Consider the following 26,715-nt stretch of genomic DNA (forward strand, 5'->3'; position numbering starts at 1 on the left):
CAGGCATGTGACCGGGAGGGGTGAAGCGGGCCCAGGTCAGCCCGGAGCCTGCGGAGGCGTCAGGCGGATGACGTGATCCCCGGGCAGCGGCTTGAAGGCGGAGACGTCCTCGCCCGACCTGATGACGATGCTTTTGCCGCCGCGGACCAGGGCGAAGTCCAGCGCCTTGTGGTCGTTCGTTGTCTTCACCGGCAGGTCCGCATCGGGCTCCAACGCCACCTCGAAGCGCCAGCCGCCCCCGTGGCGTGCCTCGATGCCCCCGACCGTCCAGTCCGCCTCCCCGAGCAGCTTGCCGCGGGCGTCACGATTGAGACCGCGGTAGCGGTCCACGCCATCCGCGCCCGGGCTGCACTGGAACACCCGTTCGCGTCCGAGCTCCGGTCCCATCCGGGCGCATATCAGGCCGTTGTAGATGCTGTCGGGGGTGGCCGCGATCAGGTACTCGACCGGGCTTTCCTCGAAGCGTTCGCCGCCGTGCTGGGAAAGGATCTCCGCCTGCAGCACCGGGATGCCGCGCGCCCGCGCGCCTGCCAGCGCGCCGGGAAAGGTGTCCACCAGCAGAACGCGCGCACCGGCCTGCTGCAACGCGTCGGCGAGATCGGTCGACCAGGGCGAGGCGCCGACGATGGCGATCCCGGGTTCGTCGGACAACGTCAGCTTCAGCCGTCGCGCCAGCGGACGCAGCGAGAAGCCATGCAGCACCATGGTGGCGGCGATCACGGCGAACACCGAGGGCGTTACCAGGGACGCGCTCGCGTATCCCGCCTGTTGCAGCCGCAGCCCGGCGACACCGGCGACCGCGGCGGCGACGATGCCGCGCGGTGCGATCCAGGCCGCAAGCAGGCGCTCGGCCGTGGTGAGGTTCGAGCGCAGGGTGGACACCACGATCGCCGCCGGGCGCACCACGAACAGGATCGTCGCGGTGAGCCCGAGGATCGGCCAGGACAGCCGCCCCAGCACGTCGCGCTGGAGGTCTGCGGTCAGGGTGATGAACAGCGCCGACACCACCAGCACCACCAGGCTCTCCTTGAAGCGCCGCAGGTCGGCGAGGCCCGGCACGCCGAGATTGGCCAGCGCCATGCCGAAGGCGGTCGCAGACATCAGGCCGGCGCCGTCCATGATCAGGTTGGCGACCGAGGCGACCGACAGCGCGAGCGCAAGCAGCACCGGCGTCTTGAGGATCTCCGGCATCAGGTCGCGCAGGAACAAGGCGCGCACCAGCAAGGCCGGCAGGATCCCGAGGGCGGCCGAGGCGGCGATGCTGAGCAGCAGCCGGCCGGCGATGTCGCCGAACTGGGTGGCGTGCGCGGTTCCGGTAACCAGCAGGATCTGCAGCACCAGGGTGGCAAGGATGGCGCCCACCGGATCGTTAAGGATCGCCTCCCAGCGCAGGAACGAGGCGGTGCGCTGCTGCAGCCTGGTATGGCGCAGCAGCGGCAGCACGACGGTGGGGCCGGTGACCACGGTGATGGCGCCGAACAGCAGCGCCGGACCCCAGCCGAGCTGGCCGACGAAGTGCGCGGCCATCGTGCCGAGGAACCAGTTGATCGGCAGCGCCAGGGCGGTCAGCCGCAGCACGCCCTCGCCGGCGGCGCGCAGCTCGCGGAAGTCGAGCGCCAGGCCGCCCTCGAAGACGATGATCGCCACCGCCAGCGAGACGATGGGCTGCAGGTAGGGTCCGAGCGAGGCGGACGGATGCAGCAGGCCGAGCCCCGGCCCGACCGCGAGGCCGAGTGCGAACAGCAGCACGATCGCCGGCAGCCGGTAGCGCCACGCAACCCATTGCGCGACCACGCCGCCAAGCACGATGCAGAGGATGCCGGTGGCGGCACTGTTCATCCGGAGCCCCGATGGCCTGTGTTCAAGAGCGGTCCTGGACGGTCCGGCGCGTATCTTCACGGTCGCGTAACTTCACGTCCAAGTGTTTCCGGACCCTGAAGTTTCGTCCACTCCTTTCGCATCCGAATGCGTTGGGCAGAAGTAGATGACGAGGATGGTGGCGATGCTGCATCCCTTCATTCCGACCACCAGCCCGGGATCTTGTCCTGGGCAACGCTCCAATGGGACAGGAAACACGATGATCGATGTGAACAAGGCTGCTGGCGAGTGGGGTGAGATCGGTCGCCGCAAGCTGATGAAGCAGGCCGGCATGGGTGCGGCAGCGATCGGCGCCATGAGCGCGATCGGCGTTGCAGCGACGTCCGAGCCGGCCGCCGCGGCGACCTACACCGACGCCGATATTCTCAACTTCGCGCTTAATCTCGAATATCTCGAGGCGGAGTATTACCTGCGTGCCGTCACCGGCTCGGGCCTGAGCGCGTCGCTGGTCGGTGCGACTGGCGGCGTGACCGCTCCGTCGAACACCCTGGTGCCGTTCCAGATCCCGGCCCTCGCCTACTATGCCCAGCGCATTGCCAACGACGAACTCGCCCACGTCGTGTTCCTGCGCACCGCCCTCGGCAGCGCCGCCGTCGCCGAACCCGCCATCGACTTCGTCAACAGCTTCACGACGCTGGCCGTCGCAGCCGGCCTGATCTCGGCAGGGCAGACCTTCAACCCGTTCGAGAGCGAGGTGAACTTCCTGCTGGGCTCCTACATCTTCGAGGATGTCGGCGTGACCGCCTATGCCGGCGCCGCCAATCTGCTGACCAATCCCGACAATCTCTCGTATGCCGCCAGCGTCCTGGCTGTCGAGGCGTATCACGCCGGCGCGATCCGCGGCTACCTGTCGACGATCGGTGCGGGCGTCGCCACCAATGCGATCTCGGCGCTGCGGGCGACCCTCTCCGGCGTGGCCGACGACAACGGCACGCAGTCCGCGACCAATCCCTACCAGTTCAACAATGTCGACTATAACGGCCAGGTCTTCCGCCGCACGCCGCAGCAGGTGCTGAACATCGTCTATGGCGGCGCCTCGCCGACCGCCGGGTTGTTCTTCCCCAAGGGCGTCAACGGGATGTTCACCAGCTCGGCGACCTGAGCGAGCCAGATCTGATCGGGGCGCAGGCCCCGTCGACGCAGAAGCATTTCATTCCGGGCCGCCTGAAGGCTCGCTGGAGATCTCCAAAATGTTGGACGAAACCACTATCGCGGCGGTCAAGGACGACGCCGTCGAGGCGACCAAGAACGAGGCTCCCCGCCGCTCCATGCTACGCCGCGCCGGACTGGGACTGGCTGGTGTCGCGGCAGCGGGCGCGCTGACCAGCAAGAAGGCCAATGCGCAGGCCATCACCGACGCCGTGATCTTCAACTTCGCGCTGAACTTCGAATATCTCGGCGCCGAGTATTATCTGCGGGCAGCGACCGGCAAGGGCCTTAGCAGCTACAGTGCCGTGACCGGTACCGGCACCCAGGGAACCGTCACCGGCGGCTCGGCGGTGCCCTTCCAGACCACGGCGCTCGCCTACTATGCCCAGCAGCTCGCCAACGACGAGCTCGCGCATGTCCTCACCGTGCGCGAGGTTCTTGGCTCGGCGGCGATCGCCGAGCCCTCGATCGACCTCGCCGACAGCTGGACCGTTCTCGCAACCGCGGCCGGCCTGATCGCGCCCGGCCAGAGCTTCAATCCGTTCGCCGACGAGGTCTCGTTCCTGCTCGGCGCGTACGTGCTCGAGGATGTCTGCGTCACCGCCCTCGCCGGTGCCGCGGCTCTGCTCACCAACCCGACCAACATCGCCTACGCCGCCAGCTTCCTCGGCGCCGAAGGCTACCAGGCGGGTGCGATCCGTGGCTTCCTCTCGAACATCGGGGCGGGTGCCGCGACCGACGCGATCTCGGCGCTGCGGGCGAAGCTGTCAGGCGTTGGTGACAACGGCACCAGTGTCGCCGGAAACCCGTTCAACCTCACCAACGTCGACACCAACGGGCAGAACTATCGTCGCACCCCGCAGCAGGTGCTGGCGATTGCGTATGGCAGCAGTGCCGCCGGCACCGCGGGTGGGCTGTTCTTCCCGAACGGCGTGAACGGTTCCGTCACCGTCGTCTGATCGATCGAGATACCTTGATCCAGGCCGGAGCCCTCGTGGCTCCGGCCTTTTTCATGACCCCTGATCGAGAGTTCGCGTGCGGATCAAACCGGCGATCATACCGGACAGGCGTCGACCGATATCCGGCCACTGGCGGGCCGCGATCCAGTCCCGGCTGCGATACTGCTGCGCCATCCGGAGGTCCCGATCGGCGAGCAGGCTGGCAATCCCCCTTGCCACCGCGTCCGCAGTGGTGTCGTCGAAGCGGTAGACCGCCTCCCCGGCTTCCTCGAAAAGATCGACCGGGGTGACCGCGACCGCGACTCCACTGGTGAGGGCGGTACGCATCGCGGCGCTCGACGCCTCCTTGGACGGACGATACGGCAGGGCCACCACGTCACAGGTCGAGAGAAGTTCGAGCGAGCGGCGGTGCGTCAGGAAGCCGGTCTCGAAGGTCACCGCCCCGTCTATGCCGAGATCGGCCGCCAGTGCCTGGCAGCGGTGGATCTCGCCAAGCGAGTCAGGATGGTCGTATTCGGCGTTCACCAGCAGCAGCCTCGCGCCCGGCCAGCGCCTGCGCAGCATGGCAAAAGCACCGATCAGGATGTCGATGCCCTTGCCCGGCAGGAAAAATCCGTAGCAGCCGATGATCGGCCGATCGTCTTCTCCGATTTGCCGCGGCGCCGGCGGCGGCGGCGAATGCGCGACGCCGTGCGGCAGCAGCACGATATTGTCGACGAGGCCGAGCGACTGCAGCCTTTCGAGGTCGGCTACGGTATGCACCAGGACCCGGTCTGCGCGTCGCAAGGCGACGACTGCCGATTGCAGCGCTTGGTCGGCGAGGTCGAGCAGGTGGCTGGTGTTGTGCAGCGTCACCAGCACGATCCGGCCCCGCATGGCCCGATGATCGAGCAGTCGACCCAGGTTCTCGAAGGACAGCAGGCCGGGCTGGTGCTGCAGCACGACGGCCTGCGCGTCGTCGGCCGCGATCGCCAAGGCCAGGGGCTCGACGGTTCGCCGGTCGCCGGAGTTCCAGCAGGGCCAGACCTCGATCTTCCGGTCGTCGTCGGCAGGTGCGTCGTGGTCGATCACGGTGCGCCGGTCGCACAGGACACGGACGTGTAATCCGGCCCCCTCGCCCGGCCGATCCAGCATCCCATCCAGCATCTGGCGCGAATATTCGGCGACACCGCAGCGGATACCCCAGCTGGAAACCCAGGTGACGCGTGGGATCGTGGCCGGCGCCGCCAGCAGCAGGTCACGGGCGAGACCGGACCAGGCAGCTGCGAGATGGTTCGCGTCGGGCAGGCGCAGTCCCTCCGCTGCCGGCCGGATGGTCGCGATGCGTTCCCGCAGCGCGGCGACGAGATCGTCATGCGCCGGTTCCAGCCAGAGCGAATGCGGCGTCGCAAGATGGGTTCGCGAAGGCGCCGCCCGGTAGTGCACCAGCCGCACGCCGGGCAGCGGACCATCCGGCCCGGTGCAGAAATCCATGTGGCCGCCACGCCCGGTGACGATCAGCCCGAGACCGGCGGCCAGCGCTTCCGCCGCCGGCAGATTATAGCCCTCGCCGCGGGTCGGCAGGACCATCGTGTCGGCATCCCGGTACAGCGCCAGCAGGGCGTCGCCTTCCAGGTCGGCATCGATCAGCTCCACGGGGGCAAGGCCGGGTTCGGCCGCGCGCAACGCCTCCAGCTGCTGCGCCACGTCGTTGTGCGGGTTGGGAAAGCCCTTGATCACCAGCCTGACCGGATCGCCGGCGCGGAACGCGACGGCCCAGGCGCGCAGCAGCGCGTCGACCCCCTTGCGCGGAAAGCACGACGACACGTGCAGGAAGCGGTGCACCGGCGAGGGCGTGCGCGGCGCGGCGCGCAGCGCCGCGAACCGCTCCAGCCGTACCGCCGGCGGGATCACCCGGACCGGCACACGAAGCCCGCTCTGCAGCAGCGCATCGCGCACGAAGCATGTCGGTGCAACCACGGCATCGAAATGCCGGCCCAGCAACTCGATCGTGCTCGATGGCAGCAGCGTCTCTTCCCAGAACAGCATCGCCACCGTGACATCGCCGCGACGCGGTGGCACGTGCACCGGATAGTGCTGGCTGATCACCAGTCCGGGCCCGGTCGCATGCGGCGGTCGATGCGCCAGCGCCGTGAGCTCCGGCATCTCGTCAGCCGGCACGCCGGACAGGTCCATGGTCGGCGCGCCCTCGACCGGCAGTACGCGCACGGCGCCCGGACGCACGGATTCCAGCGCGCGCGCAAGGTCGCGGTTGATCGCCGCCAGGCTGTAGCTGCCATTCACATGCCCGGTGATCGAGAACCGCAGGTTGGCTTCCAGCAACGTCGCGGTCGTAGAGTCGGCCGGCGGCGCCGCGCCGGCGCGCAGCAGCGCCTGCGCCAGAACCCCGCACTGACGGTCGAGCGTGAAACGATCCAGGCAGGCAGCCTGTGCCAGGGTGACCGCGGCACGCGCGTCGGCATCCTCGGCCAGGCTGAACATGCGCCCGGCGACAACCGCCGGCGCGCGATCCTCCAGCAGGCCGCTTGCGGTGCCGAGCGTGTACGGCACCGCACCCCCCGGCCAAGCCAGCACCGGCACGCCATGCGCCACCGCCTCGACCAGCGGCACCCCGAAGCCTTCATGCCAGCTCAGCGAGACATAGAGATCGGCCGCCGCATACCATTCATGCAGCATCGTGTCGCTGACGCCGCCCGCCAGCACGATGTCCGCCTGCAGGCCGTGCCGCTCGATCGCCTGCCGCACCATGGCGACATAGCGTCCGTCGGCGGCATCCTCCTCGCCGACCAGCACCAGCCGCGCCGGCCGCGACAACCGTGACCGGAAGGCGGCGAACGCCTCGACCAGTTCGAGCTGGCCCTTCGACGAGTTGATGCGTCCGACGAATAGAACCGTGAACACCGCGCCGTCGCGCAGCTTGGCTTTCGCGTCCGCGGCGCTGCGCCGCAACCGCTCCGGATCGAACAGCAGCGTGCAGGCGCGCACCGGAGCGAGGCCGAGGCCACGCAGCTCGTTGGCGTTGTATTCGCTGTCCGCCAGCGCCGCCGCGACCCGGCCGCGGAAGGTGGCAAGCTGCCGTCGACCCAGCTTTGCATAATGCGCGAGATGCGGATGCCGCAGCAGCAGCTCGGGCGGCGTGATGTTGTGGTACAGCAGCAGCTTCGGCGCCGGCAGGGCCAGGATCTGCTCGAAACGGTCGTAGCCCATCGAATGGCGGACGATCAGCACGTAGCCGTCGTGACGCGGCAGCGCCTCCATCGGCAACAGCTCGTCCGCCAGCGCCTCCGGCGGCTGTTCGGTATAGATCTCGCTGTGATAGCCCATGCCGCGCAGCAGCCCGCGCGTGAGCAGCATCGCGTTGGTGATGGCGTCGTGCACGGCGGAACCGGAATGAAACTGGTGCACCGCGGTCAGCCCGCCGGACTGCAGGGCCGTCGCGGTCAGCGGCGGCGGCGGCGTGATCGGCAGCGGCGGCAGCGATGCCAGGAACAGCTCCTCATCCTGCTCCCCAGGCTCGTCCGTTGCCTCGTCCGCGGCATGGTCATCCGCAAGCGGCGCGAGCGTGGCCGGCACCGGGCCCGATGACGGCGCCACTGCCTGCGGCGACGCCGGTGGTGCGCCACCGCCGGCAAACCGGCGTGCCTGGCGGATGGCCACCCGCACCGGCCGGGTCAGCTTCCACGAGCTGCTTTCGTGCAGGGCCTCGACTTCCTGCAACGCCCTCTGCAGGCGCAGATGCGTATGCTGCAGCTCATGGCGGCTGAGATGCAGCGCCGCCTGCTCGGCGGCGAGATCGCGCGCCAGTTCCTGCTCGGTCTGCGTGGCCTGGTTGCGCAGTCGTCCGAGGCTTTCGAGCAGCCGTTCGCTGTCGTGCAGCGCAGTCTCGCGCCATCGCCGCTCGGAACCGGACGCCGCCTGCGCCTGCGCTTCGGCGAGGCCGATCCGCTCGCGCAGCATGGCAACCTCGGTTTCCAGGGCAGCCGCGCGTCCGATCAGCGCGCTGTCCCGGTCACGCATGAAATCATCGAAGACGTTGGGCTGGCTGCTGAACGCAGGCGCCAGCCGGTCATGACGCTCATGCGCGACGTAGTAGCGGTTCAGCCCGTCGAACCAGACGAAGTCATACTCGGCCTCGAGCAGCAACGGCTCCCAGCCGGCATGCGTCGGCCGACTGGTAGTGGGCGCAGTTGCCTCGACCAGCACGATCCACGGCCGGAACCGCACCAGATCGGCGCCCTCCAGCACGGCGCGCTCGGCACCCTCGACATCGATCTTGAGGAAATGGATCTCGGGCTGTGCGTGCAGCGTGCAGATCTCGGCCAGGGTCGATACGCGTACACGGCCCGGCGTGACCCGCAGTCCAGCCGCCTCGTGCTGCGCCGCGATCTCCGGATCCAGCGTCGACAGGCCGCTGCCGTCGATGCGATAGAACGGCATCTCGCCGGCCTCGGCGCCGATGGCGACCTGCAGCGTGACGTCGCGTGGCCTTGCTGCGATCAGGCGCCGCGCCGCCTCGGCCAGCGGCTCGATGTTGAGGCCGCTCCAGCCGCGGTCGTAGAAGGCACGGGTCACGCTGTCGCTGTCGGGATGATAGGCACCGACATCGACATAGAAGCCGCGCTCGATCCCGCCGAGGGCACGCCACAGCAGGACGTCCTCGAGATTCTGCGCGTAGGAGATGAAAGTCATACCGAAACCATACCGGAACTTTTCAGAAACCAATCCATGTTCCAGGGTAACGTCTGGATCAACCCGACGGATGATCGCACGGCCTCGTTTTGCCCCGCCTGTCTGCGAGCTAGCCGATCTTGTACGGGCCGCCGCGTTCGAGCGCACGTGCGTATGCCGGACGGACACGCAGCCGGTCGAGCCAGCCTTGCAGGTTGGGCCGCGCCGCGCCAAGCGCCTTCAGGCGCAGGCCGGCGATCTCGATCGGGAAGCTCATCTGCGCATCGGCCACCGTGAATGTGTCCCCGGCAAAAAATTGCCGGCCCTCCAACTCACGGTCGAGGAAGTTCAGGTGCAGGTCGAGCTGGGGACCGAGGAATTGCCGGTCGACGCCCCCGACGATGCCGCGCAGAAGAGGTCGCAACAACGGCCGCAGCGGCTTCGGCGGAGACTGCGGCAGGCGCGAGACGACCAGCTGCAGCAGCATCAACGGCATCAGCGAGCCCTCGGCATAATGCAGGTAGTACGTGACCCGCTCGCGCTCCTTCGAGCCGGGCGCACCCATCAGCGTGCCATCGCCATGATGGCTTGCCAGGTACTCCATGATGGCGCCGGTCTCCGCCAGCGTACGCTCGCCGTCGGTGACCAGCGGCGACTTGCCGAGCGGATGCACCGCGCGGAGTTCGGCCGGCGCCAGCATGGTCCTGGGATTGCGCCGGTAGCGACGCACCTCGTAAGGCACGCCAAGTTCCTCGAGCAGGAACAGCACGCGCTGCGAGCGGCTGTTCTCGAGATGATGCACGGTCAGGGTCATTCGTAATCGATCCGCATGGTTCGGGGCAAAGGCGTCAGGAGATGAACATGCCGGCGATGGTGGCACTGGCGAGGTTCGACAACGTGCCGGCCAGTACCGCGCGCAGGCCGAGCCGCGAGACCTCGGCGCGGCGCTCCGGGGCGACGCTGCCGAAGCCGGCGAGCAGGATGCCGATCGAGGAGAAGTTGGCGAAACCGCACAGCGCGAACGACGCGATCGCCAGGCTGCGGTTGTCCAGCGCGTGCGCGTGGATCAGCGGCGACAGATGCACGTAGGCGACGAACTCGTTGAACACGATCTTCTGTCCGATGATGCCGCCGACCAGCACGCAGAGATCCGACCGCACGCCGATCAGCCAGGCCAGCGGCGCGAACAGCCAGCCGAGGATGCCTTCGAGCGACAGGCCGGGATGGTGCGCGAGGCCGCCCAGCCAGCCGACCAGCCCGTTCAGGCAGGCGATCAGGCCGATGAAGGCGACCAGCATCGAACCCACCGCGACCGCGACCCGGACGCCGTTGGTGGTGCCGATCGCCACCGCCTCGAACACGTTGGCCGGACGGCGCTCCTCGAAGTCGAGATCGAGCGTGGTGACCGGCGACGGCTCGCTGCTCGGCAGCAGCAGCTTCGCGAACAGCAGGCCGCCGGGGATCGCCATGAAGGAGGCCGCCAGCAGATAGTCGATCGGCACACCTAGGCCGGCATAGCCGGCGAGCACCGAGCCCGCCACCGAGGCGGTGCCGCTCGACATCACCGCGAACAGTTCGGCCCGGGTCAGCAGCGCCACGAAGGGCCGGATCGCCACCGGCATCTCGCTCTGGCCCAGGAAGATCGTGGTGACCGCCGAGAAGCTCTCGATCGCCGAGGTGCCGACCACGGCTCGCAGCGCACCGCCGAGGATGCGCGCCAGGGTCTGCATGATGTGGAAATAGTACAGCACCGCGATCAGCGCCGAGATGTAGATGATCTGCGGCAGCACGCGCAGCGCGAACACGAAGCCGCCGTCGGGAAACACCGTGAACATGCGCGGTCCGACCAGGCCGCCGAACAGGAATTCTATGCCGTCGTTGCCGTAGCCGAGCACCTGGTTCACGACCAGGGAGACGCCGTGCAGAGCCTGCCGTCCGGCGGGCACGAACAGGATCAGCGCGCCGATCGCGAACTGCAAGGCGAGGGCCGCCGCCACCGTGCGCAACCGGATCCGCCTGCGATCGAACGAGCAGGCGACCGCGATTGCGATCAGCACCGCGATGCCTGAAACGCCATGCAGGATGGCGGTCAGGGCCGGCATGCCGGGATCCGGAAGAGCATGCGGCCGCGGTTCATGGCATGGTTATGGCCGAAGAACCCGTCGCCACCAATCCTGCCGCCAAGATCCCTCGTCGGATCCGGGCGTTGCCCCGTCTCGCCCGACCGCACCACCCGAGCATGGATATGCCGATGCCCCAGCAGACCGCCCACGACTACAGCCTGGACCTCCTCGAAGGCGGCGCCTTGCCGCTGAGCCGCTATGCCGGCCAGCCGGTGCTCCTGGTTAACACCGCGTCGAAATGCGGCTTCACGCCGCAGTACGAGGAGCTGCAGGCGGTCTGGTCGCATTACCGCGGCCGCGGGCTGGTGGTGATCGGCACGCCCTGCAATGATTTCGGCCGCCAGGAGCCGGGCAGTGCCGAGGAGATCCAGGCCTTCTGTGCCCGCAACTACGGGGTCTCGTTCCCGATGGCTGCGAAGCTGCACGTGAGCGGTCCGGAGGCGCACCCGCTGTACCGGTGGCTGGCCCAGCAGGGCGGCGTGCTGTCGAAGCCGCGCTGGAACTTCTACAAATACCTGATCGGCCGCGACGGCCGGCTGCAGACCTGGTTCACCAGCGTCACCAAGCCGATGAACCACCGCGTGCGGACCGCGATCGACCGGGCCATCCTGTCGGAGTGAGGCCAGCTCCCCAAGGCCGGCGCCAGGGCTTCCGGTCAGGCGCTGGCGGGGTTTCGCATCGAGCGGTATTCGCGGCGCACGATCTCCATCAGCTCGGGCACCGAGGTGGCGGCGGCATGGTTCTCGTAGGTCACCGCACCCCGCTGCATCAGCATGATGCGGTCGGCGATCTCCAGCGTCTGCGCGTAGTTGTGCATGATCATGATGATCGACAGCGAACCCTTCGCCTTCAGGCGCAGGATCAGGTCGATGATCAGGCCGGCCTCGCGCGCACCCATCGCGGCCAACGGCTCATCCAGCAGCAGCACCCGGGCGTTCGAATTCACCGCACGCGCCACAGCGATCGCCTGCCGCTGGCCCCCCGACAGACGCTCGACCGGCAGGTCCACCGACGGCACGTGCACGCCGATCTCGTCGAGCAGCTCCTGGGTGCGCCGGCGCATGGCACGGTTGTTGAGCAGCCGGAACGGGCCCGGATAGACGATCTCGCGGTTGAGGAACATGTTGTGGAAGATCGACAGCCCGTTCGCCAGCGCGAGATCCTGGTAGACGCACTCGATGCCGAGCGAGCGCGCATGGTCGACCGAGCGCAGCTGCACCGCCTGCCCATCGATGAAAAGCTGGCCCTCGGTCGGCGCCTGGAAGCCGGTGATGATCTTCATCAGCGTCGACTTGCCGGCGCCGTTGTCGCCGAGGATACCAAGGATCTCGCCGCGCTTGAGGTCGAGCGACACGCCGCGCAGGGCGGTGAGCGCGCCGAACTTCATCACGATGTTCTCGGCGCGGATGATTTCCGAATTCACCTGCGTCACGTCGGCGGTCATCGCGCACCACCCAGGCGGGACAGCCGCGTCATGTGGATGTTGAAGACCATGGCGATCAGGATCGCGGCCCCCAGGATGATGTTGAAGGTGAAGGCGTTGATGCCGATCAGCGTGAAGCCGTCGTTCAGCACGCCCAGCACGGTGGCGCCGATCAGGCCGCCGATGATGGTGCCCGAACCGCCGGCGAGCGAGGTGCCGCCGATGACGCCGGACGCGACCGCCAGGAACATGATCTGGCTGCCGCCCGCCTGCGGATCCACCGACGAGATGCGACACCCTTCGAGGATGCCGACAAACCCCGACAGCACCGCGCTGAGGATGAAATTGCCGATCTTGAGGCGCCTCACGTTTATGCCGGTCTCCGCGGCGCCGTGCGGATTGCCTCCGGAGGCGACGGTGTGCAGGCCCCAGCGGGTGTTGCGCAGCAGGACGTGCATCATGAGCCCGATGACGATCGCCCAGCAGATCTCGCTATAGCCCCAGTGGCCGAAGAAGGCCTGGAAGCCCGGCGACCCCGGCACGTCGACCGGGGTGCCGGCAGACAGCGTCAGCGTCAGGCCGTTGAGCAGGAACATGGTGCCGAGCGTGGTGACGAAGCTCGGCACGCGCAGGAACAAGGTGACGACGCCGTTGACGACGCCGATCAGGCCGCTCGCGAGCAAGGCGAGCAGCAGCCCGACCGGCGCCGGCATTCCGGCAACGACCGCGAAATGCATCACGAACGGCGCGAAGGCGAAGATCATGCCGGCGGAAAGATCGATCTCCCCGCCGATCATCAGCATGATTTCGCCGAACGAGATGATCGCTGCCGGCGCGATGAATTGCGACAGGTTCTCCAGGCTGGCCGACGTCAGCAGGAAGTCGCGGTTCTCGGCTTCGAAATAGGCGATCAGCAGCACCGCCACCAGGAGGATGCTGATCTCGCGCCACTTGAGCACGCTCTCCAGCAGCACTCCTGTCGAGGAGCGCCGGACCGGCTGGGTGACGCCTGTCGTTGCCATCGACGGGTACCGTCAGCCGCCGATGGCGCCGGTCATCGGCACGATCTGCGCCGTCGCCGATTTCCCCTCGTACCGGGTGGAGGTGGAGAGATACGGCTTGACGTTGTCCTTGGTGACGAACTTCAGGCCAGTGTTGATATCGGCAGGACCGGTAAGGCCGCCGGAGACCAGGAAGGTGAACATCTCCATGCAGGTATAGAAGCCCTGCAGGTAGGCCTGCTGGTCGATGGTGAAGTCGAGCGCTCCCTTCTGGATCAGCTCGAGGGTGCGCGGCAGCAGGTCGAAGCCGCCGCCATGCACGCCTTTGGACGCCAGCGAATACTGGTCCATGGTCTCGGCGATGCCCTGGGTGCTGCCGGCATCGACCGCGAACATGCCCTTCACGTGTTGGTGGCCCAGATAGTACGACTTGATCTTCGACAGCTCCTCGTTGACCGTCGCACCGGTCGCGACGACGTCGATGGTGATCGACTTGCCGGACTTCTTGATGGCGCTGGTGGCGCCGTCGAGTCGTGGCTGGATGTTGAGCTGCCCGGGGGTTGCGATGAACATCGCGATCGTTCCGCTATCGACCAGGCTCACGATCCGCTCGCCGAGCAGCACGCCCGCCTCGAACAGGTCCTGGCCGATATAGGCAAGACGCTTGCTGCCGCTGTTGGCAGGTGCGTCGGCATTGTAGGCGAACACCGGGATGCCGGCGGCGAGCGCCCGCTCGATCGGGTCGTTGAACGCCTTCGGGTCGACGATGCAGACGCCGATCGCGCTCGCCTTGGCGGCGATCGCGGAGTTCATCGCGTTCACCATCTCGCTGACGTCGGCGGTCGCGGACCCGGTCCACTGGTAGCTGCAGCCGAGCAGCGCGGTGGCGTCGTGGATGCCGTACTGGGTTGGCGTGAAGAACGGATTGGTCGTCACGTGGTTCACGAAGACGAAGCGCCAGTTCGGATGGCTCGGGAACGGGCCGGCCGGGGCGGCCGTCGCACGGCCACCGGCCAGCAGCGCCGCCGAAGAGGCCAGGCCGGCGAGCCCGGCGCTATGCAGAAGGCCGCGCCGCAGGCGATCTGCGGGCGGCGCATCGTCGTCGTGAGACATGGGTATTCCTCCGGATGCGCCTCTTGAACGGGCGCCGCCGCGAGATTTGCGCGGTTGCCGTCGGTTGTCAAAGCGACCCGCGGGGTTTTTGCGTAACATCGTATCGGGACTGCCGGAATATCGCACGCAGTACCTCCCGGGACACCGGCAGGCTGCCGTAATGATCGTCGGCCGCCAGCGTCAGCGCCTGGCTCGACAGCGCGTGGTCCATCTCCCAGCCCGCCCAGCTCGGCTGCTTGGCCAGCCCGAACACCAGCATGCGCCCGACCCGCTCGACCATGGACTGCTCGGCCTGGTGCTGCGCACGCTCCCGGAGCGTGTCCTGGTCTGCCATCCAGCCGAACTCGCGCTCGAGCACCGACTGCATGGCCGCCACCGCCGCATAGAGGCAGTTCACGAACAGCTGGTGGGTCTCGGGATAGTAGCGCGCGGCCCGCTCCCGCAGGCCGCGTGCCGAAACCTCGACCTCGTCGCGCAGCATGACGATCTGCGGCGCCGACTCGAAGTCCGCGCCTTCCGGTTCGATCTCCTCGTGCCCGTCCGGCTGGCCGGCATCGGGTGCCGCTACGGCCGGATCGGCGGCCTCCCCCGCATCGAGTTGCACCGCCTCTGCGTCCGGTGGTGGCGACACGTCCGCCGCCCGCCGCGTCGCTGCCCGGCTCCGGCGCGGCACCCCGAGGTCGCGCAGCAACTGTGCGAGGGTGGCGGCGATTTCCGGCGAGGCTGCGCTGCCCGGCGCCCGCGCCTGGATCAGCGCCACCAGCCAGCCGGGCCGGTTTGCAGCCACCAGGCCCGCATAGTCGCGCAGCGAGACCTGCTGCTGCAGCCCGCCGCGATGCCGCAGGAACTGGCGGTAGCCGTCGGGCAGCACGGGGAAGTCGTCCGGAAGCTCGACATAGACGGATATGTTGCGGCCTGCGAACGGGATGCCGAACACCGGCCCGGCGTGCAGCCAGTCCTGGTTCCAGGCGAGGTCGTAGATCTCGTCCCTGAACACCAGCCCGCCGGCGCCGTGAACGAAATACGGCATGCCGTTGCCGGCGCACGTGACCGTCGTGCTGCCAGGCAGGAACTCATCGAAGAGGTAGTGCACCACGATGCCGTCGCCGACCGCCACGCTTTCGGCACGGCTGTAGTCATGGCCGGGACCGGAACCGAACCGTTCCGCGATGGCACGAAAGCGGAAGCACCCGGGCGCGGTGGTGGCACCCGGCTGCAGCAGCACCTCGATGCCGTCCGGCAGCCGGAAGAATTTCTTGGTCAGCTCCTCGGCAACCCAGTAGGCGGGCATCGCGGGCGCACCATCATACGGGTCGGCGAGCGTGTCCTGGCCGGCCCGGTTGCCGAGCAGCACCACCTCGGTCCAGTCGGCCGCCAGGCTGCGTCCGTCCGCCCGCGCCTGGGCAGTGGCATCCTGCATGTCGTGCCAGCCCTCGACGCCGTCGACGCTGCGCCTCAGGCGGCCATATACGCCGTTGCGCTGGCCGATCTGCACCTCGTGCACACGTCCCTGGTGGCAGGAGCGGTAGCGCATGCCGTGCCGGTTCGATGGCAGCGAGGCGACCTTGGCGCCCATGCCGAAATTCTGCTCCAGGCTGTTCTGCTTGCGGATCGAGGATGCGATGTCGCACATGCGGTGCAGCTCATCTGCCGTCATGCCGCGGCCGCCGTTCCAGATCGCAAGCTTCCGCACGCCATTGACGAGGATGGCGGACAATTCGACCCGACGCTGGTTTCCCGGGCCGGTGTCGGGGGATGTGCCCGGCACGGTCTGGGCCGCCTCGATCGCGTTGCGCACCAGCTCGCGCAGCATCATCGATTTCGGGCACCGGTCGATCATGCTGGTGACGAGAAAGCCCTCGTCGCCGACACGCAGCTGCGTGACCTGCGCGTGCATCATGCTTCCCCAAGGTAAGGAGGCGGCCCTCAGACCGCCTCGAAGAGGGGAAGGCTCTGCATCTGCGGCACCGTCACCAGCCCCTTGTCGGTGATGCGTATAGCAGGGATCACCGACAGCGGGATCAGGTTGAACCCCATGTACGGCAGCCGGCAGCCGGCCGCGATCCAGGCCTGCTTGAGCACCGACGCCTGCGCCGCGACCTCGGTGGCGCGCAGGTCGGACAACAGCCCGGCCACCGGCAGCGCCACCATCGCCACCACCGCGCCCGCCTGCACCACCACCACGCCGCCATTGGCGGCACGGATCGCCTCGACCGCGATCCGCATGTCGGCCTCGCCGGTGCCGGCAACCACGAGGTTGTGCGCATCGTGGCCGACACTGCTGGCGACCGCGCCGTTGCTGAGCCCGAAGCCGCGCAGCAGCCCATGCGCCACCTCCCCGGAGCGGCCGTGCCGTTCCAGCACCGACACGAAGCACAGGTCGTGGCTGTCGAGATGCTCCTGCCAGCCGGCGGCGGCGTGCAGCTCCAGCACCTCGTGATGGAGCGCGATGTCGGTCGGATCGCGCACCGCGATGACGTTGACGCGGCAGGGTGCTTCGGGAAGTGCCGGTGTCAGCGCCGCCTGCGCGGGCAGATGCACGGTCCGGTAGGCCGCCTGCGGATAGCGGTAGCGCATGGTCGAGAGCTGACGGTCGAGCTCGGGGGTCACCCGGCCGTCCTCGACCGCCAGTGCGCCGCCATACCAGGTGTTGCGCACCCGCATGTCGTCGTCGAGCAGCACCAGGTCGGCGCGCCGGCCGCCGCCGAGGCCGCCGATCTCGCCGTCCATGCCGAAGCGCGTCGCCGCATGCAGCGAGCCCATCGTCCAGGCGGTCTCGCGCGCGATGCCGGCGCCGATCGCCTGGCGCAGCACCCAGTCCTGGCCGAACAGGAACAGGTCGTCGGCATCTCGGTCGTCGGTGCACAGGCACACCCGCTGCGCGCTCACTCCGAGCTCGGTCACCGCACGGATCGCCGCCGGCAGGCTGTGCCAGGGCGTGCCGGGCGGGCCGCCGCGCAGGAAGATCCACACCCCGGCCTCGATCAGGTCGGCGGCGATCTCGCGCGTCACCGCCTCGTGGGTGTCGGTGACGCCGCTCGCCGCATAGGCCGCCACGAACTCGCGCCCATACACATGTCCGCTGACCGGACGGCCGCGGCGCAGCGCCTCGGCGACGATGGCGTGGCTGCGCACGTCGCCGTCGCAGAGCTGCACGAAATCCATCTTCTCGCCGAGCGCCACCGCCTCCGGCCAGCGGTCGAACAGGGCGCCTATCTTGGCGGGCGTCAGGTCGCCGCCGGCGGTCTCGAACACCGGCGAGGTCGCCGGCACCGTGCTCGGCACGGTCAGGAAGATGCTGAGCGGTGCGGCGCGCGCGTCCTCCAGCATCCACTCGACGCCGTCCGCGTCGCACACGTTGCCGATCTCGTGGCTGTCGCAGAAGATCGTGGTGGTGCCGTTCAGCAGCGCCGCTTCCGCGTATGCGCAGGCGGTCATCATGCTGCTCTCGATATGCAGGTGCGGGTCGATCAGCCCCGGGGCGACGATGCCGCCCTGCGCGTCATGGATCCGTCCCGCCTCGCGCGCCGATCCCTGCGGCTGCATCGCGGCGATCCGGCCATGGCTGATCCATAGCTCGCGCCCCTCCAGCATCCGGCCGGAATAGGTCGAGAGCAGCCTTGCGCCGCGTATCACCAGCTCCGGCGCCTGCCGCCCGGAGGCAACGGCGGCGAGGCTGCGCGTCACCTCGTGCAGGGGTGGAACCGAGAAGCGCGTCAGGCCGGGTGCTGCTGTCATGGCGTGGATGCTAGTGGAAGCGGCGCCGGACGACATAGCTTTCCGACCGCCGGCCGGCGGTCGCGGCGACCGATCTACAGGTCGGCGGACCCCAGCGCGCGGTGCAGCTCCTGAAGCTCATGCGCCAGGCTGCGATCCTCGGCGAGAGCCGGGACCAGCCGCCGGATCGCGGCATGATGACGGGCCGTCCCGAGGCCCAGCCGGTGCCCCGGCCGCAGGTCGATGGCCTGCGCGGCGGTGATCATCTCGGCCGCGGCGAGCAGGCCTAGCATCCCGCCGATCGATGCGGTCTTGCGCACCACCGGGACAGCCATCGTCGCGTAATCCTCCATCCCGTCGGCGACCGGCAGGATCGTGGCCGGCATCGGCTGCGACCGGTGCGCGATGTCGGCGACCAGGGCGGCCACCGTCTTCTGCAACGGCGCCAGCCCGCTGCTGCCATCCTGGTCGGGCGCCAGGAAGCGGGGCAGCCCGGTGGTGCCGGCCGACATCAGCTGCAGGATCCGCGCGCCGGCCAGGCTCGCCGCGCGCGCCATCGCCTGGCCGAGCATCTCGAACGCCAGCACCAGGTGCGTGGTATCGAAGCCGGCGGTGCCGACGATCGCGTCCGCTCCGGGCAGCACCGCCGGATTGTCGTCCGGGGTCCGCAGCGCAAGCGCCACCGCCGCGTCGGCCAGATCGATCGCATGCAGAAGCGCGCCCAGCACCGGCGCCACGCACCGGAAGCTCAGCGGATCGTGCAGGCGCCGTCCGGCCGCGGCGGCGGCCAGGTCGCCGCCCTCGAGCAACTGCCGGATCTCGCCGGCGATCCGCGCGGTCCCGGGGGTCGGACGAAGCGCCACGGCATCCGCCCGCAGCGGCGACAGGTTGGCCAGCTGCGCCTCGAAGGCCAGCGCCGCGGAGGCCGTCAGCCGCGACAACGCCGTGCGCGCGGCATCCAGGGCCAGCGCCCCCAGCGCCACCGACACCGCGTTCGACGAGACCAGGGCAAGGCCGTCCTTGGGTCCGAGCGCGGCCGGCTGCAGCCCGGCGCGACGCAGCGCCTCCGCGCCGGGCATGGCCTGCGCCCCGATCCGCGCGCTGCCCTCCCCGATCAGCACCAGGGCGACATGGGCGAGCGGGGCGAGGTCGGCTTCGCCGAGCGATCCACGCAGCGGCATCACCGGATAGATGCCGGCGGCGAGCATGGCCGCGTATGCCCGGACGGTCGCAGCCGATGCTCCGGAGACGCCGCACGCGAAACCCGCAAGCCGCGCGATCATCACCGCGCGCACCTCGACATCCGTGGCCTCCGCCCCCACGCCGACCGCACGCGCCCGGATCACCCGACGCTGCAGCCCGGCATCGTCGAAAGCGATCGCGGTATCCACCACGGCGCCGAGACCGGTCGACACGCCGTAGATCGCGGCACCGCCCGCCGCCTGCCGCACGACCGTCCGGTGCGCCGCCTCGATCCGGCCCAGCGCGTCCGGATGCAGTCGCACGGTATGGCTTTGCCGTGCTGCCTCGACCAGGCGACGGGGCGTGAGGGTCTCGCTGCCGCCGAGCTCGAGCACCCGATCCGCCGGCGCCATCAGGCGAAGCGCAGCTTCTGGCCGATGCACAGGCGGGCCGCCTTGGCCAGCATCGCATGGCCGAGCGCGATGTCGGACAGGGAGAGCCCGCGATGCCACAGCAGGATGGTCTCCGCATCCGACTCGCGACCGGGCCTGAGCCCTGCGACGATCTGGCCGAGCTCGGCATGCAGCGTCGCCTCCGACAGCAGCCCGGCCTCGACATGGGCGCGCAGGCTGCCGAACCTGCCGGCCCGGCACTGGCCCCAGTCATCGACCACCATCTTGTCCATGATCCCGCACAACGACAGCTCGACCGCGCTCATGGTGCCGTACGGGATGACCAGCGCTCCGGGCTTGATCCAGTCCGTGCGCAGCAGCGGCTCCGGCTGCGACAGGCGCGACGCCTCGACCACGATGTCGGCGCCCTCGACGCAGGAGCGCCAGTCCGCGGTGGCGATCACCGGCTTGCCGAGGTCTTCGCTCAGCCTCGCCGCGAACGCCTCGCGACTCTCCGGCCGCCGGGAATGGATGCGTATCTCGTCGAAGCCGAACAGGCGGTCGAGCAGCCGGACGTTCCAGTACGCCGTGCCGCGCGCCCCGACATGGCCGAGCACCTTCGAGTTCCGCCGTGCGAGATGCCTGGCGCCGATGGCGGTGACCGCGCCGGTACGCATGTCGGTGATGCCGCTCGCATCCAGGATGGCGCGCGGGATCCCGGTGGCGGGATCCATCAGCAGCAGGGTGGCGAGTTCCGACGGCAGCCCGAGCCTGTAGTTGTCCACGAAGTCGCCGACGACCTTGACGCCGGCAAGATCGATCGGCGCCCGCAACGCCCCGCGCAGCACGTTGAAGTGCCCGTTCGCAACGCCCGGCTCCAGATGCATGCGCGGCTCGATCACCGCCTCGCCGCGCCCCTGCGTCGCCAGGCTGGTCTCGATCGCGTGGAGGATCTCGTCGTCGGTGATCGCCAGCGCCTCGATGTCGAACCGGTTGAGGAAGTCGATGTAGATCGGCTGCATCGTCGGCGTGCTCCTGTCCGATTGGGACGGCGAATCTAGCAGGCCGCTAGCCGGGGCGGGGTCGCGCTGCTACGCCGCACCCCATGACCGCGCGCCAGCTCCGACGCATCCGGATCGTGACGCTAGGCCTGCTGATGATCGCCGGCTGCGTCAACTATCTCGACCGGTCTGCGGTGGCGATCGCCAATGCGCCGATCCGCCAGAGCCTCGGCCTGTCGCGCGCCCAAATGGGCGTGCTGCTGTCCGCCTTCTCCTGGAGCTACGGGCTCTCGCAGATCCCGGTCGGCGTGCTGATCGACCGCTACGGCCCGCGATGGCTGCTGACCCTTGGATTATGCGTCTGGTCGTGCGCGCAGGCCGCCGCCGGCTTCGCGGGCGGGCTGGGCAGCTTCGTCACCGCACGGCTGGCGCTCGGCGTCGGCGAATCGCCGCTCTATCTGGCCGGAACCAAGGCCTGCACCGCCTGGTGGGGTCCGGGCAGCCGCGCGCTGCCGATCGGCATCTTCAACGCCTCCTCGGCGCTCGGCCCGGCGATCGCCCCGCCCATCCTGACCGTGCTGATCCTCGGCCTGGGCTGGCGGGCCGCCTTCGTGGTGATCGGCGCGCTCGGACTGCTCGTGGCAGTGGCCTGGCATGCGCTGTACCGCGATCCGCACGCGGACCACCAGCCGGACCAGCCGCAGGACCGCATGCCGGAACGGACGGTCGCGACCACCGGCCCGGGAGACGGCTGGCGCGCCCTGCTGCGCACCCGGACCAGCTGGAGCATGGCGACCGGCTTCTTCGGCGTGATCTACCTGACCTGGCTCTACGGCGCCTGGCTACCGGACTACCTGCACAGCGTGCTGCATCTGTCGCTGCATCAGGTCGGCATCTGGGCGGCGGTGCCGCAGCTCTGCGGCTTCGGCGGCGCGCTGCTCGGCGGCGCGGTGTCGCACGCGCTCGGACGCAGGGGGGTGGCGCCGGTCGCCGCCTGCGTCCGTCCGCTGGTCGCCGGATTGCTGCTCGCCGCGGCGGCGACCGCGGCGCTCGCCCTGTGCCGTTCGGCATGGCCGGCGATCCTGCTGTCCAGCCTCGCCCTGTTCTGCGCCAACCTCGCCTCCTCCTGCGGCTGGGCGCTGGCGGCGGTGGCGACCGGGCCTGCCTCGGTGGCGACGCTGGAGGCGATCCAGAATGTCGGCGGCTCGCTCGGCGGCGCGCTGGCGCCGATGCTCACCGGCCTGTTGATCGACGAGACGCAATCGTTCTCGGCCGCCCTGTTCACCGGTGCCGCCGTCGCCGTTGCATCCGCCCTGATCTACGCAACCGGAATGCGCGCACGCTGACGACGGGACGGTCCGGTCAGGCCCGAACGCGTTTCAGCCTGTCCCCGAGACGGACCGCGGCAAAGTCGGGGACACCCGCACCTCCAAGGGCAATCCACCCCGGCTGGCATCGATGAGATCCACCGGCACCGGTTCGGGCTCGGATTGCGTCAGGATCAGGCGGAGCGAGCCTCTGTGGAGGGCATCGTCGCACTGGTAGTGGAGCACCCTGGTCACCCCGGTACCCCGGGATGCGGACCCGACCGCGGCCTTGGCAACCTCTCGGGGAACGACCGGGCGGCGCTGATCCTGATGGACTACCCGAACCGCAGCAGGATGAAGCTGTACGCCCGCGTCGGGACACGCGGCCTCGCTGCCGATCCGGAGCCCGCCGCGCGGCTTGCCACCCCGGGCTGCAAGGGGAAGGTGGAGCGCGGATTCCTGCTTCCCCTGGAGCATCTCGACTGGAACTGCCCGCAGCACGTCGTGCCGCGTTTCGCCGGGCGCGAGATCGCGGCCGCACCCCAGCCGATGCGGGCCCGGGCTCGATGCGCTGGAAGCGGATGATGCCGTCTTGCAAGCCGAGCTGGCGGCGTCCGCAGGCCGCCGCCACGTGTGACACCGCCACCCCGCTTCCTGCATAAGGCGGCGCATGATCAAGGGCATCCTCACTGTCGGCGGCTGGACCATGGCGAGCCGCATCCTCGGGCTGGTGCGCGACCGCCTGCTCGCCACCTACATGGGCGTGGGTCCGGCCCAGGATGCCTTCCAGGTCGCGGTGCGGCTGCCCAACATGTTCCGCCGGCTGTTCGGCGAGGGCGCCTTCAACGCCGCCTTCGTGCCGCTGTTCTCGTCGCTGCTGGCACGCGAGGGGCACGATACCGCGCGACGCTTCGCCCGCGAGGCGATGGCGGTGCTCGGCTTCTGGCTGCTCGGCATCACCGTGCTCGGCGAGATCTTCATGCCGCAACTGATGTACGTGATCGGCTCCGGCCTCGCCCGTAACCCGGCCACCTTCGCGCTCGCCGTCGAACTCGCCCGCATCACCTTCCCCTACCTGATGCTGATCTGCCTGGCCGCCCTGGTCTCCGGGGTGCTGAACGGGCTCGACCGTTTCGGCACCGCGTCGTTCGCCTACGTCGCCTTCAACCTGGTCGGCATCGCCTGCATCGTCTGGCTGACGCCGCACGTGCCGAGCGTCGCCATCGCCGCCGCCTGGGGCTTCACGCTGTCGGGCGTGGTGCAGCTCGGCATCCTGCTGGTGGGCAGCCACCGCGCCGGCATGGGGCTGGGGCTGCCGCGGCCACGGCTGACGCCGGACATGCGCGAACTGATGCGGCGCATGGTGCCCGGCCTGGTCGGCAGCGGCATCAGCCAGCTCAACCTCACCGTCGACACGCTGATCGCCACCTGGCTGCCGCCCGGCAGCCTGTCGCTGATGTATTTCGCCGACCGCCTCAACCAGCTGCCGCTCGGCGTGCTCGGCAACGCGGCGGGCACCACCATGCTGCCGGTGCTGACCCGCGAGGTGCAGACCGGCCAGGTCGAGGCTGCCCACCGCACCCAGAACCGCGCCATCGAATACGGCCTGATCCTGACCCTGCCGGCGGCGTTCGCACTGGCCTCGCTCGCGGTGCCGCTGATGGCGACCCTGTTCGAATCCGGTGCGTTTACCGCGCACGCCGCCGTGCTCTCCGCCCAATCCTTGTGCGGATATGCACTCGGTCTGCCGTTCTTCGTGCTGGTGAAGGTGCTGTCGCCAGCCTTCTTCGCGCGCGGCGACACCGGCACGCCGGTGCGGATCGGCATCAGCACGCTGGTGATCAACTTCGCGCTCAACCTCGCGCTGATGCGTCCCCTCGCCCATATCGGACCGCCACTGGCAAGTTCGCTGGCCGCCATCCTCAATACCGGCCTGCTTGGCGGTTTCCTGCTGCGCCGCGGCTGGCTGCGGCCGGACCGGGTGCTGCTCTGGCGGCTGGCACGCGTGCTGCTCGCTTCGATCGCCATGGCAGCGATCCTGCTCGTTGCGCAATCGATGCTCACCACGCCGGTGATCCACATGCACGGCGGCCGCCGTCTGCTGGTGCTCACCGGGCTGATCGCGCTTGGCCTGGCGAGCTACGCGGCGGCGCTGCAGATCCTCGGCATCAAAGTCGCCGATCAGGTCCGGCGGCAATTCCGGCGGCGCGTGCCGACGCGGCGGGCCGGACCGATCTGACGTAAAAGAGCAATATCTATTGCGGGGTGTTGTCAGAAAGAACTGGTAAGCCCGGACGCTGATTTCCTGTCATTTGTTCCATTTTGGTCTGTTTCCTGCATAGGCGGCTCCAGGCTCCGGATGGCAAGATGCTGCCGGAACCCGACGTCGATGCGCAGGTGTCGCCGCCCGGTGCCGCACAACAGGATGAAAGCAGAATGAAGCAAGTTCACTTGGCGTCATTCACGGCCGCACGCAGCAGCCGTTCGTTCCGCCGGGCATTGTATCTCGGTGTCGCCGTAGTCACCGCCGGACCGTTCGCGGCGTCGGCCCAGACGGTGCCCCAGGCCTCGCCCGCGACGACGGTACCGAACCCGGCCTCGAGCGCCGCGACACCACCCGCCGCCGGGCCTGCCCCTGCCACCGCGGCAGCGCCGGCTGGGCCGCCGGGAAGCTGGGCCAGCACGATCACCTGGGGCCTGCAGGCCGACGGCGGCATCCAGGGCAACGGCGACCGCCCCGCAGACGGCCTCAACTACGGCCGCCTGTTCGACGACAAGGCCAACACCGTGCTGCTCAACCAGATCCAGGCCACGGTGACCCGGCCAATCAATTCCGGCGCCACCGGCTACGATTTCGGCTTCACCCTGCAGGGCACCTTCGGCACCGACGTGCGCTACCTGCACTACGACGGCGAGTTCAACTACCTCACCACCAACAGCCGCTACCAGTTCACCGTGCTGCAGGCGAACGCGCTGATGCACGCACCATGGCTCACCGCGGGCGGCATCGATTTCAAGCTCGGCCAGTTTGTCACCCCGATCGGCTACGAGACGATCGATCCGAGCACCAATCCGTTCTACTCGCACTCCTACATCTTCAATTTCGGCCCGTTCCAGCACACCGGCCTGCTCGCCGAGTGGCACGTGAACCCGACGCTCGACATCTACGGCCAGGTCGATACCGGCGAGAGCACGACCTTCGGGGGCGGCGACAACAACGCAGAGCCAGCCGGCCTGTTCGGCGTCGGGCTGAACAACCTGCTCGGCGGCAAGCTTACCCTGCTCGAGCTGACCCATCTCGGACCCGAGAACTCGACCCTCGTGCTGCCGAGCGCCAACAGCGCGATGCGCTACGAGAGCGACTTCATCGCCACCTACAAGGCGACCAGCAAGCTCACCTTCGTCACCGAGCTGAACTACCAGCACGATGACGGCTACGGCGCCGACAGCTACGGCGCCGCGCAGTATATATCCTATGCGCTGACCCCGACCTGGACCGCCAACGGCCGCGCCGAGGTGTATCGCGACAATGCCGGCTTCTTCGTCTTCGCCTACCCGGGCGACCTCGATGCGATCCGTGCCCTGAAGGGGATCTCGAACACCTCGTTCACCGCAGGGCGCGCCACCTACAGCGAGTTCACCGCCGGCCTCACCTACAAGCCGTCGATCCCGCACGTGGCGCTGCTCGCCTTCCGCCCTGAGATCCGCTGGGACAAGACCTTCAGTGGCACACGCGCCTACGACGCCGGCACCCAGACCGGAAACTTCACCTTCGGAGGCGACGTCATCCTGGGCTTCTGAACCGCAGGAGCAACGCTGCCGTCGTTCCGGTTGTCAGCCTGGAACCGTTCGCGTCCCCGGTGGTCACCGCGCGTGATCCCTGGGGCAGTACGGCCATGGCGTCTGCGACCGGCATCGTCCGGCGTCGACCAGGGACGAATCAGGGCCCTGGCCACCCGGCGCGGCACCGCCGGCGATTTCCTGAAGCGGGCTACCAGGGAACGGTGCGGCCCAGGTAATCGACATAGCGCAGGCCTGGGCCGCCACGGAGGCCGGCGAGCACCTCGATCAGCTTCGGCACGCTGTCCTCGATGGCGAGCGGCGCATCCGGCCCGCCGAGATCGGTGCGCACCCAGCCCGGCGCCATCAGCACCATCGTCCTCGGGTCGCCAGCATGCCTTGCGGCGAAACTGCGCATGAAGCTGTTGAGCGCCGCCTTGCTGCCCCGATAGACCTCGCGACGCCCGACGGTGTTGTTGGCGACGCTGCCCTGCCCGGACGACATCACCCCGATCATGCCGTCGGCCGGCACGAGATCCTGCAACGCCTCGACGGCGCGCATCGGGCCGAGCGCATTGGTCAGCATGACCCGCACGAACTCCGCATCCGGCACCGTGCCCGCGGCGGCGTCCGGCTCCTCGTTGATGATGCCGGCGTTGACGAACAGGATGTCGAACCGGCGCTGCCCGAGGCGACCGCGCAAGGCCTCGATCTGGTCGGGTTCCGTGACGTCGGCGGTGTGGATCTCAAGCCGGCCCGCGTGCACCCCGAGCAGGCCGTGCAGCTTCGTCCGCTCGCCGCGCACCGTGCCGACCACCGTCCAGCCGCGCTGCAGATAGCGCTCCGCCATCGCAAGGCCGAGGCCGCGCGATGCTCCCACGAGCAGGATCGTTCCGGGTGATGATGGGTCTGGCATGGTCCTGTGTCCTGTCCGGTTCCTGGATCCCCGGAGCATCGGCCTGCGCCGGACCTTGCGGTAGACGCGTGCGCCGCAGTCGATTGTTGCACCGGGCGCCATGCTA

General features: G+C 69.0%; 19 protein-coding genes. 7 read left to right on the forward strand and 12 right to left on the reverse strand.

Annotated features, from left to right (window positions below; translation table 11 throughout):
• Positions 1–36: 36 nt before the first annotated feature.
• Positions 37–1,839: a cation:proton antiporter gene (locus FE263_RS00185; RefSeq protein ID WP_138323950.1), complete on the reverse strand. Its 1,803-nt coding sequence runs from the start codon at positions 1,837–1,839 to the stop codon at positions 37–39.
• A 238-nt stretch (positions 1,840–2,077) separates the two neighbouring features.
• Here FE263_RS00185 and FE263_RS00190 point away from each other — a divergent pair, with 238 nt between their 5' ends.
• Positions 2,078–2,980, forward strand: coding sequence for a ferritin-like domain-containing protein (locus tag FE263_RS00190; protein WP_138323951.1), 903 nt, complete (start codon positions 2,078–2,080; stop codon positions 2,978–2,980).
• An 88-nt stretch (positions 2,981–3,068) separates the two neighbouring features.
• Positions 3,069–3,986, forward strand: a complete 918-nt coding sequence (locus tag FE263_RS00195) for a ferritin-like domain-containing protein (protein ID WP_138323952.1) — start codon at positions 3,069–3,071, stop codon at positions 3,984–3,986.
• 51 nt (positions 3,987–4,037) lie between these two features.
• On the opposite strand, the gene FE263_RS00200 is transcribed toward FE263_RS00195, so the two are convergent.
• From FE263_RS00200 to FE263_RS00210, 3 genes are all read right to left on the reverse strand, one after another.
• A complete protein-coding gene (locus FE263_RS00200) occupies positions 4,038–8,675 on the reverse strand; it encodes an FkbM family methyltransferase (protein ID WP_138323953.1) in 4,638 nt (1,545 codons plus the stop codon).
• Between the two features lie 109 nt (positions 8,676–8,784).
• Complete coding sequence (locus FE263_RS00205; protein WP_138323954.1) at positions 8,785–9,468, reverse strand: glutathione S-transferase family protein; 684 nt, start codon at positions 9,466–9,468, stop codon at positions 8,785–8,787.
• Between the two features lie 34 nt (positions 9,469–9,502).
• Complete coding sequence (locus tag FE263_RS00210) at positions 9,503–10,756, reverse strand: NupC/NupG family nucleoside CNT transporter (protein WP_138323955.1); 1,254 nt, start codon at positions 10,754–10,756, stop codon at positions 9,503–9,505.
• A gap of 149 nt (positions 10,757–10,905) precedes the next feature.
• Between FE263_RS00210 and FE263_RS00215 the strand changes: the two genes are divergently transcribed.
• On the forward strand, positions 10,906–11,397 hold the full coding sequence (locus tag FE263_RS00215; protein WP_240758913.1) for a glutathione peroxidase: 492 nt from the start codon (positions 10,906–10,908) through the stop codon (positions 11,395–11,397).
• A gap of 35 nt (positions 11,398–11,432) precedes the next feature.
• Here FE263_RS00215 and FE263_RS00220 read toward each other — a convergent pair whose 3' ends face one another.
• The 7 genes from FE263_RS00220 to FE263_RS00250 all read right to left on the reverse strand — a co-directional run bounded on the left by FE263_RS00220 (position 11,433) and on the right by FE263_RS00250 (position 20,627).
• Positions 11,433–12,221, reverse strand: coding sequence for an ATP-binding cassette domain-containing protein (locus tag FE263_RS00220; RefSeq protein ID WP_171033856.1), 789 nt, complete (start codon positions 12,219–12,221; stop codon positions 11,433–11,435).
• Positions 12,218–13,222, reverse strand: a complete 1,005-nt coding sequence (locus tag FE263_RS00225; RefSeq protein WP_138323957.1) for an ABC transporter permease — start codon at positions 13,220–13,222, stop codon at positions 12,218–12,220. Before FE263_RS00225 ends, FE263_RS00220 begins: the two co-directional genes overlap by 4 nt.
• A 12-nt stretch (positions 13,223–13,234) precedes the next feature.
• Positions 13,235–14,314: a sugar ABC transporter substrate-binding protein gene (locus FE263_RS00230; RefSeq protein WP_138323958.1), complete on the reverse strand. Its 1,080-nt coding sequence runs from the start codon at positions 14,312–14,314 to the stop codon at positions 13,235–13,237.
• Positions 14,315–14,381: 67 nt separating this feature from the next.
• Positions 14,382–16,214 carry an ATP-binding protein gene (locus FE263_RS00235; RefSeq protein WP_138323959.1) on the reverse strand — a complete coding sequence of 611 codons (1,833 nt, stop codon included), beginning with the start codon at positions 16,212–16,214 and terminating at the stop codon, positions 14,382–14,384.
• A gap of 26 nt (positions 16,215–16,240) precedes the next feature.
• Positions 16,241–18,052 (reverse strand): adenine deaminase C-terminal domain-containing protein, encoded by a 1,812-nt coding sequence (locus FE263_RS00240; RefSeq protein ID WP_138323960.1) that lies wholly within the window; start codon positions 18,050–18,052, stop codon positions 16,241–16,243.
• 74 nt (positions 18,053–18,126) lie between these two features.
• Positions 18,127–19,626, reverse strand: coding sequence for an aromatic amino acid lyase (locus FE263_RS00245; RefSeq protein WP_138323961.1), 1,500 nt, complete (start codon positions 19,624–19,626; stop codon positions 18,127–18,129).
• Positions 19,626–20,627, reverse strand: coding sequence for an ornithine cyclodeaminase family protein (locus tag FE263_RS00250; protein WP_138323962.1), 1,002 nt, complete (start codon positions 20,625–20,627; stop codon positions 19,626–19,628). Before FE263_RS00250 ends, FE263_RS00245 begins: the two co-directional genes overlap by 1 nt.
• Before the next feature lie 83 nt (positions 20,628–20,710).
• Between FE263_RS00250 and FE263_RS00255 the strand changes: the two genes are divergently transcribed.
• The 4 genes from FE263_RS00255 (at position 20,711) to FE263_RS00270 (ending at position 25,714) form a co-directional block, all read left to right on the forward strand.
• Positions 20,711–21,952: an MFS transporter gene (locus FE263_RS00255; protein WP_138323963.1), complete on the forward strand. Its 1,242-nt coding sequence runs from the start codon at positions 20,711–20,713 to the stop codon at positions 21,950–21,952.
• Positions 21,953–22,126: 174 nt separating this feature from the next.
• On the forward strand, positions 22,127–22,498 hold the full coding sequence (locus tag FE263_RS00260; protein ID WP_138323964.1) for a hypothetical protein: 372 nt from the start codon (positions 22,127–22,129) through the stop codon (positions 22,496–22,498).
• An 85-nt stretch (positions 22,499–22,583) separates the two neighbouring features.
• Entirely contained in the window at positions 22,584–24,152 is a 1,569-nt protein-coding gene (gene murJ / locus FE263_RS00265; protein WP_138323965.1) for a murein biosynthesis integral membrane protein MurJ, read from the forward strand.
• A gap of 212 nt (positions 24,153–24,364) precedes the next feature.
• The gene (locus FE263_RS00270; RefSeq protein ID WP_138323966.1) at positions 24,365–25,714 is read left to right on the forward strand and encodes an outer membrane beta-barrel protein; all 1,350 of its coding nucleotides are present in this window, start codon (positions 24,365–24,367) and stop codon (positions 25,712–25,714) included.
• Between the two features lie 190 nt (positions 25,715–25,904).
• Here FE263_RS00270 and FE263_RS00275 read toward each other — a convergent pair whose 3' ends face one another.
• A complete protein-coding gene (locus FE263_RS00275; protein ID WP_138323967.1) occupies positions 25,905–26,609 on the reverse strand; it encodes an SDR family NAD(P)-dependent oxidoreductase in 705 nt (234 codons plus the stop codon).
• Positions 26,610–26,715 lie beyond the last annotated feature (106 nt).

Origin of the sequence: Lichenicoccus roseus, from assembly GCF_005844085.1 — a bacterium.
GTDB lineage: Bacteria > Pseudomonadota > Alphaproteobacteria > Acetobacterales > Acetobacteraceae > Lichenicoccus > Lichenicoccus roseus.

Excerpts from the sequence above, each read along its gene's own strand:
- FE263_RS00245 (WP_138323961.1), bottom strand. The coding sequence starts at position 19,626 with ATGGCGCCGGCGGATCGGGTGCTCGAGCTCGGCGGCAGCGAGACCCTC.
- FE263_RS00205 (WP_138323954.1), bottom strand. The coding sequence starts at position 9,468 with ATGACCCTGACCGTGCATCATCTCGAGAACAGCCGCTCGCAGCGCGTG.
- FE263_RS00190 (WP_138323951.1), top strand. The coding sequence starts at position 2,078 with ATGATCGATGTGAACAAGGCTGCTGGCGAGTGGGGTGAGATCGGTCGC.
- FE263_RS00235 (WP_138323959.1), bottom strand. The coding sequence starts at position 16,214 with ATGATGCACGCGCAGGTCACGCAGCTGCGTGTCGGCGACGAGGGCTTT.
- FE263_RS00215 (WP_240758913.1), top strand. The coding sequence starts at position 10,906 with ATGCCCCAGCAGACCGCCCACGACTACAGCCTGGACCTCCTCGAAGGC.
- FE263_RS00240 (WP_138323960.1), bottom strand. The coding sequence starts at position 18,052 with ATGACAGCAGCACCCGGCCTGACGCGCTTCTCGGTTCCACCCCTGCAC.
- FE263_RS00185 (WP_138323950.1), bottom strand. The coding sequence starts at position 1,839 with ATGAACAGTGCCGCCACCGGCATCCTCTGCATCGTGCTTGGCGGCGTG.
- FE263_RS00225 (WP_138323957.1), bottom strand. The coding sequence starts at position 13,222 with ATGGCAACGACAGGCGTCACCCAGCCGGTCCGGCGCTCCTCGACAGGA.
- FE263_RS00255 (WP_138323963.1), top strand. The coding sequence starts at position 20,711 with ATGACCGCGCGCCAGCTCCGACGCATCCGGATCGTGACGCTAGGCCTG.
- FE263_RS00230 (WP_138323958.1), bottom strand. The coding sequence starts at position 14,314 with ATGTCTCACGACGACGATGCGCCGCCCGCAGATCGCCTGCGGCGCGGC.
- FE263_RS00195 (WP_138323952.1), top strand. The coding sequence starts at position 3,069 with ATGTTGGACGAAACCACTATCGCGGCGGTCAAGGACGACGCCGTCGAG.
- FE263_RS00200 (WP_138323953.1), bottom strand. The coding sequence starts at position 8,675 with ATGACTTTCATCTCCTACGCGCAGAATCTCGAGGACGTCCTGCTGTGG.
- FE263_RS00210 (WP_138323955.1), bottom strand. The coding sequence starts at position 10,756 with ATGCCGGCCCTGACCGCCATCCTGCATGGCGTTTCAGGCATCGCGGTG.
- FE263_RS00220 (WP_171033856.1), bottom strand. The coding sequence starts at position 12,221 with ATGACCGCCGACGTGACGCAGGTGAATTCGGAAATCATCCGCGCCGAG.
- FE263_RS00275 (WP_138323967.1), bottom strand. The coding sequence starts at position 26,609 with ATGCCAGACCCATCATCACCCGGAACGATCCTGCTCGTGGGAGCATCG.
- murJ (WP_138323965.1), top strand. The coding sequence starts at position 22,584 with ATGATCAAGGGCATCCTCACTGTCGGCGGCTGGACCATGGCGAGCCGC.
- FE263_RS00250 (WP_138323962.1), bottom strand. The coding sequence starts at position 20,627 with ATGCAGCCGATCTACATCGACTTCCTCAACCGGTTCGACATCGAGGCG.